Source organism: Mycobacterium sp. ACS4331, assembly GCF_001667265.1.
GTDB lineage: Bacteria > Actinomycetota > Actinomycetes > Mycobacteriales > Mycobacteriaceae > Mycobacterium.
In genome coordinates, this window is the sequence record NZ_LZHW01000042.1 from 60,376 (window position 1) to 66,409 (window position 6,034).

The window sequence follows — 6,034 nt, forward strand, 5'->3', positions numbered from 1 at the left end:
CTGCCGAAAGGCGAAACCCCGCGCCTCCGGGATCACCGGAAGTGGCGCGGGGTTTCACAAGTGAGCGGTTGGTGCGCCGCTCAAGCTGTGGCGATCAGGCCTGGTCCCATGGGCCCGACTCCTCCTCCGGGCTCGTTCCTCGCCCGGAGTCGTCGTCAGGCCTGGCCAACCTCGAAGCGGACGAACCGCGTCACGGTCACGCCGGCCTCGTCGAGCAGGGCCTTGACGGTCTTCTTGTTGTCGGACACCGAAGGCTGATCCAGCAGCACGACGTCCTTGTAGAAGCCGTTGACGCGACCCTCGACGATCTTGGGCAGTGCCTGCTCGGGCTTGCCCTCGGCCTTCGCGGTCTCCTCGGCGATGCGACGCTCGTTGGCGACGAGATCCGCCGGTACGTCCTCACGGGTGAGGTAGCGGGCCTTGAGCGCGGCGATCTGCAGGGCCACGGCGTGCGCGGCCTCCTTGGAATCACCGGTGTACTCGACCAGCACGCCCACGGCCGGCGGCAGGTCCGCGGCGCGCTTGTGCAGGTAGGTCTCGACAGTGCCGTCGAAGTAGGCGGCGCGACGCAGTTCGAGCTTCTCGCCGATCTTCGCCGACAGGTCGGCGACGGCCTGCTCGACCGTGGTGCCGTCCAGGTCGGCCGCCTTGAGGGCGTCGACATCGGTGGCCTTGGCCGCCTGGGCCGCGGCGACGATCTTGTCGGCCAGCGCCTGGAACTCGGCGTTCTTGGCGACGAAGTCCGTCTCCGAGTTGAGCTCGATGAGCGCGCCGTCCTTGGCGGCCACCAGGCCCTCCGCGGTGGCCCGCTCGGCGCGCTTGCCGACATCCTTGGCGCCCTTGATGCGCAGCACCTCGACGGCCTTGTCGAAGTCGCCGTCACTTTCGGCGAGGGCGTTCTTGCAGTCGAGCATGCCGGCGCCGGTCAGCTCCCGAAGGCGCTTGACGTCGGCAGCGGTGTAGTTAGCCATTGAAAGCTTCTCCTGGGGGACGAAGAGATTAGGAAGCGTCGGTCGTGGGTTCGGCGGCGGGAGCCTCGGCACCGGTGGTGGCCGAAGCCAGCAGCTCCTGCTCCCACTCGGCCAGGGGCTCGCCCGCGTCGGGCTTGCCGTCACTGGCGGAGGCGCCGGCACGGGCCTGCAGGCCCTCGGCCACCGCGGAGGCGATGACCTTGGTCAGCAGAGCGGCCGAACGGATGGCGTCGTCGTTGCCCGGGATCGGGTAGTCGACGAGGTCGGGATCGCAGTTGGTGTCCAGGATCGCGATGACCGGGATGTTCAGCTTGCGAGCCTCACCGACGGCGATGTGCTCCTTGTTGGTGTCGACGACCCAGACGGCCGAGGGCACCTTCTGCATATCGCGGATACCGCCGAGGCTGCGCTCCAGCTTGTTCTTCTCACGCGTGAGCATGAGGATTTCCTTCTTGGTGCGACCCTCGAATCCACCGGTCTGCTCCATGGCCTCGAGTTCCTTGAGGCGCTGCAGGCGCTTGTGCACGGTGGAGAAGTTGGTGAGCATGCCGCCCAGCCAGCGCTGGTTCACATAGGGCATGCCGACGCGGGTGGCCTCGTCCGCGATGGACTCCTGGGCCTGTTTCTTGGTGCCGACGAACAGCACGGACCCACCGTGGGCGACGGTCTCCTTGACGAACTCGTACGCCTTGTCGATGTAGGTCAGCGTCTGCTGCAGGTCGATGATGTAGATGCCGTTGCGGTCGGTGAAGATGAACCGCTTCATCTTGGGATTCCAGCGACGGGTCTGGTGCCCGAAGTGTGCGCCGCTGTCCAGCAGCTGCTTCATGGTCACGACGGCCATGGTTGTGCCTTACCTTTACATTGTCGGTTGTCGTCCGGCTGGTTGAGCCGAACCCTGGCGACTGCTTCGATGCCGGACCCCTCACGGGGACCACCCGACATTCAGGTGTTGCAGACGCGCGAAGTCAGCCCGCGCAAACGAGCTGCGGAGAAGAGTTTACACCGTCTGAGCACGTGCTCTGTCCACAGCGACGTGTCGGTCCCCAGACCGGGGCCTTGGGGCTGGCCCTGTCGTCACCGGCGGGCTGAACTGGGCCGATGCGCACGGCTGCCCTGATCATGGTCGCACTGCTGACCGCGGGCCCCGCTGTGGGCGCCCCCGAGCGTCTGACGTGGCCGCTGCGGCCGCCGCCCGCGGTGGTGGGTGAGTTCGATCCGCCTGCTCCCGACTGGTTGCGTGGGCACCGCGGCGTCGACCTCGCCGGGTCCGCGGATCAGGTCGTCTATGCCGCGGGGCCGGCGACCGTGGTCTTCGCCGGGGTGCTGGCGGGCCGCGACGTCGTCTCGCTGGCGCATCCCGGCGGCCTGCGCACCAGCTACGAACCGGTGCGGGCCGCGGTTCGGGTGGGGCAGCGCGTGGGTGCCGGCAGCCCGATCGGCTTCCTGCAGCCCGGCCATCCAGGCTGTCCAGGGGTGGTCTGCCTGCATTGGGGCGCGATGTGGGGGCCGGCCTCGCGTGCGGACTACGTGGATCCGCGCGGCCTGTTGGAGTCGACGCCTGTGCGGCTCAAACCGCTGAGGAACTCCGTCATCGCGGCCAACACCCGCGCTGGGGCATCACGCTGCACCCAGTGCCCCGCGCCGGGGACTTCAACGAGGGTGGCGTCGGGAATCAGCGCGGCCGCCGCACGGGCCCGGGCGACAGGCACTGCGGAGTCCTCACTGCCGTGCACGAGGAGAACGGGCGGGGCGACGCTGCCGAGCCGCGAGGTGTAGTCGGTGGCCAATCCACCGAGGCCGATCTGTTCGCGCTGCCATTGCGCGAACTGAGTCAGACCGCGGCCCTGTTTCCCGGCCCGCCGCACCTCGTCCTGCAGTTCCGGCGTGCGCTGGTCCGGGCCACGGATCAGGCTGGCCAGGCTCGCGGACACCGCAGTCCCGTTGGCCGACAGCCAGCGGGTGGTCCAGGCCAGGATTCCGGTTCTCACCAGCAGCCATGTCGCGGCCTGCCGCAGCCCCGAGAAGTGGCCGTCGGCGAGCCGAGGCATCAACCCGTAACTCGCGAGAAGCATTACCCCGCTGACCTTTTCGGGCTCAGCCAGCACATGACCGATCGCCATTCCGCCGCCCAGCGACAACCCACCGATCGCGTACCGGTCGAGACTGAGGGCATCAACGAACTCACCGGTGTAGTCGACGAGGTGCTGCTGGGTGGCCGGCCAGGGTGCGGGCGGACTCTCCCCGTAGCCGGGATGGTCGGGGGCCAGCACGCGGTGACCGTCGCGGGCGAGGTCGGCGCCGATGCCACCCCACGACAGCAGCGCACTGTCGACTCCACCGCCGTGCAGAAGCACGACCGTCGACTGCTGCGTTGGCCCCGGTTCCGGGACCCACTCCAGGTAGCTCACCCGGCCCCACGACACGGTCACGGTCCGCCGATTCATGCCCGCGGGTGCGCCTGATCGTGCACGGCCCGGAGGCGGGCGACGGTGACGTGCGTATACAGCTGAGTGGTCGCCAGTGTCGAGTGGCCGAGCAGTTCCTGGACGATGCGCAGGTCGGCGCCGCCCTCCAGGAGGTGCGTGGCGGCACTGTGCCGAAGCCCATGCGGGCCGAGGTCGGGTGCGCCGTCGACGGCCGACACGGTCTGGTGCACGACGGTGCGGACCTGCCGGGGATCGATCCGGCGGCCGCGGGCGCCGAGCAGCAGCGCAGGGCCGGAGTCGGTGCGGGCGAGCGCGGGTCTGCCGTCGGCGAGCCAGTCCCGCAGCGCCTCTTCGGCGGGTTCCCCGAACGGTGCGGTGCGCTGTTTATTGCCCTTGCCCAGCACCCGCAGCACGCGGTGGCCCACGTCGATGTCGTCGATGTCAAGGCCGCACAGTTCGCTCACACGGATTCCTGTCGCGTACAGCAGTTCGACGATCAGACGATCCCGCAGTGCCAGTGGATCACCTTCAGCCGCACCGGCTTTGGCTGCGGACATCGCCTCCAGCGCCTGATCCTCGCGCAACACGGCGGGCAGCGTGCGATGGGATTTCGGCACCTGAAGACGCACCGCGGGGTCGGTGGCCAGGTACCCACGGCGCACCGCCCAGGCGGTGAACGTCTTGACCGCAGACGTGCGCCGAGCCAAGGTGCTGCGGGCAACACCCGCGGTGGCCTGGCTCGCCAGCCACGATCGCACCATCGGCAGCGTCAGGGTCGCCAGGTCTGCGCTGGCGGTGCGCTCGGCCATGAAGGCGAACAGCGCGCGCAGATCGCCGAGGTAGGCGCGCCGGGTATGCGCTGACCGAGACCGTTCCAGGCCGAGGTGTTCATCGAACTCCTCGAGGATCACGTCCAGGGGTGGGTGCACTCCCCTACGGTGCCAGATTCAGTCGGCTCTGCCCGCTTCCGCTTCGGCGAGTTCGCGTTTCCACTGCCGGAACGTCTCCTCGGTGCGCCCGCGGCGCCAGTAACCCGAGATCGAGTTGGCCCACTTGGCCTCGACACCACGTTCTCTGCGGATGTAGGGGCGCAGATTGTGCATGACGGCCTGGGCTTCTCCGTGGATGAAGACATGGACCTGGCCGGGCAACCACGGCGCGCCCTTGACGGCGTCGATGAGCGGCGCGTTGTCCCCGGCCTGCTGATCGGTGACCATGTCGGCGCGACCTCCGCGGTACACCCACCTCAGTTCCACCCCCTCGGGCCGGATCAGTTCGAGTTCGTCGTCGGGCCCGGAGATCTCGATGAAGGCCTGCCCCACTGCGTCAGCGGGCAGGGCCTCGAGTGCGGCGCTGATCGCGGGGATGGCGGCTTCATCACCCGCGAAGAGATGCCAGTCGGCGGCAGGATCGGGCGAGTAGGCGCCGTTGGGCCCCGCCAGGTACACCGCGTCACCGGGCTGAGCCGATGCGGCCCAGGGTCCGGCGATGCCATGCTCACCGTGTACCACGAAGTCGATGGTCAGTTCGCGGGTTGACGGGTCGGCGCGACGAACTGTGTAGGTGCGCAGCGTCGGAGCCTGGTCCTTGGGGAAGCTGTCGAGCGTCAGGGGGTGCGGCAGGCTCGCGACGTCGGTGCCCGCGGGGACGAACGCGATCTTCACATAGGAGTCGGTGAACTCACTGGGGGTGAAGGTGTCGAAACCTTTGCCTCCCAATATCACTCGAACGACGTGGGGGGTGAGCCATTCGGTGCGGACCACTTCGAACGTGTGCAGGGGGCGACCGGCCATGAGTCCGACTATACGAGGGCCGTCGACGTCACGGTGGTGTCGCCCGCATCGGGTATGGCCCATGCCGGAAAGAATTGCCAGGTCAGCGCCCTTCACCGGCGGGACTGAACACTGGGCGGTCCGGGCCGGCGCCGAAGCCGGGACCCTGGACGCCGGTGCGAGGACCGCGATCCCCCAGCACACCGAAGTCGTCGTACTGATCGCCGGGGGCGTTGAGGCTGTAGGCCGCGCCGCCGGCTGCGGGGATCTGAATGTCCTGTGCTGCAGCGATGGCCGGCGAGGCCAGTCCCACGGTCACTGCGGCCAGAGCGCCTGCTGCGATGGAGGCGATCGTGATGTTCGTCATTGAAAATCCCACCTGTTTCGTTTCCCAAGTCTTCCGTCTCATGGGCGGGAGGCGTGTTGTCGTTCTGGTGGTTAGAACCGGGGCGTGAAGTGTTTTCTTCCATGTGATTTCGCCCCTTTCGCCCGTTGGCAGGATGTTGCCCCTCGGTGGCAGCATCGCGCCGCAACCGACTCCTAGAAGGGGGGTTCGTCGGTGTTGTTGGTCGGTGGTGGGGGTGGTGGTTGCCAGTCGGGTGGCAGGGTTTCGGGTTCGGGTGGGTCGTTGATCCAGGTGCACCAGGGGCTGGTGGAGGGGGTGCCTTTGAACAGGTGCAGCATTCGGCGCATGTGGTTGCGCCACTGTCGTTGGTCGATCTCGTGGCGGCGGGCGGCATTGATGCGGCGTTGTTCGGCGTTGCGGGGCCGTTGGGCGGCCAGGTGCGCGCGGGCCTGGGTGTGGCGGCGGGCTTTATCGCGGTGCGGGTTGCGGCGCCGTGGTGGTGGGGGTGGTCCGAAC

Annotated in this window: 6 protein-coding genes and 2 pseudogenes; 1 reads left to right on the forward strand and 7 read right to left on the reverse strand. The window is 68.3% G+C overall.

What is annotated here, in order from left to right:
- Positions 1–155: 155 nt before the first annotated feature.
- On the reverse strand, positions 156–971 hold the full coding sequence (tsf, locus tag A5727_RS10630) for a translation elongation factor Ts (RefSeq protein ID WP_068248665.1): 816 nt from the start codon (positions 969–971) through the stop codon (positions 156–158).
- Positions 972–999: 28 nt separating this feature from the next.
- Positions 1,000–1,815 (reverse strand): 30S ribosomal protein S2, encoded by an 816-nt coding sequence (rpsB, locus tag A5727_RS10635; protein WP_068248667.1) that lies wholly within the window; start codon positions 1,813–1,815, stop codon positions 1,000–1,002.
- Between the two features lie 257 nt (positions 1,816–2,072).
- Here rpsB and A5727_RS26920 point away from each other — a divergent pair.
- Positions 2,073–2,555 (forward strand): annotated as a pseudogene (locus tag A5727_RS26920) (M23 family metallopeptidase); the annotation flags it as partial.
- On the opposite strand, the gene A5727_RS10645 reads toward A5727_RS26920, so the two are convergent.
- The 5 genes and pseudogenes from A5727_RS10645 to A5727_RS27835 all read right to left on the reverse strand — a co-directional run.
- Entirely contained in the window at positions 2,498–3,418 is a 921-nt protein-coding gene (locus A5727_RS10645; RefSeq protein ID WP_068248672.1) for an alpha/beta fold hydrolase, read from the reverse strand. The pseudogene A5727_RS26920 and the gene A5727_RS10645 sit on opposite strands and share 58 nt — an antisense overlap.
- Entirely contained in the window at positions 3,415–4,317 is a 903-nt protein-coding gene (locus A5727_RS10650; protein ID WP_068248699.1) for a tyrosine recombinase XerC, read from the reverse strand. Before A5727_RS10650 ends, A5727_RS10645 begins: the two co-directional genes overlap by 4 nt.
- A 30-nt stretch (positions 4,318–4,347) precedes the next feature.
- On the reverse strand, positions 4,348–5,193 hold the full coding sequence (locus A5727_RS10655; RefSeq protein ID WP_068248674.1) for a siderophore-interacting protein: 846 nt from the start codon (positions 5,191–5,193) through the stop codon (positions 4,348–4,350).
- An 82-nt stretch (positions 5,194–5,275) separates the two neighbouring features.
- On the reverse strand, positions 5,276–5,539 hold the full coding sequence (locus A5727_RS10660; protein ID WP_068248676.1) for a hypothetical protein: 264 nt from the start codon (positions 5,537–5,539) through the stop codon (positions 5,276–5,278).
- Between the two features lie 173 nt (positions 5,540–5,712).
- Positions 5,713–6,034, reverse strand: a pseudogene (locus tag A5727_RS27835) (HNH endonuclease signature motif containing protein); the annotation flags it as partial.

Coding starts and splice junctions, on each gene's coding strand:
- rpsB (WP_068248667.1), bottom strand. CDS start 1,815: ATGGCCGTCGTGACCATGAAGCAGCTGCTGGACAGCGGCGCACACTTC.
- A5727_RS10645 (WP_068248672.1), bottom strand. CDS start 3,418: ATGAATCGGCGGACCGTGACCGTGTCGTGGGGCCGGGTGAGCTACCTG.
- A5727_RS10655 (WP_068248674.1), bottom strand. CDS start 5,193: ATGGCCGGTCGCCCCCTGCACACGTTCGAAGTGGTCCGCACCGAATGG.
- tsf (WP_068248665.1), bottom strand. CDS start 971: ATGGCTAACTACACCGCTGCCGACGTCAAGCGCCTTCGGGAGCTGACC.
- A5727_RS10660 (WP_068248676.1), bottom strand. CDS start 5,539: ATGACGAACATCACGATCGCCTCCATCGCAGCAGGCGCTCTGGCCGCA.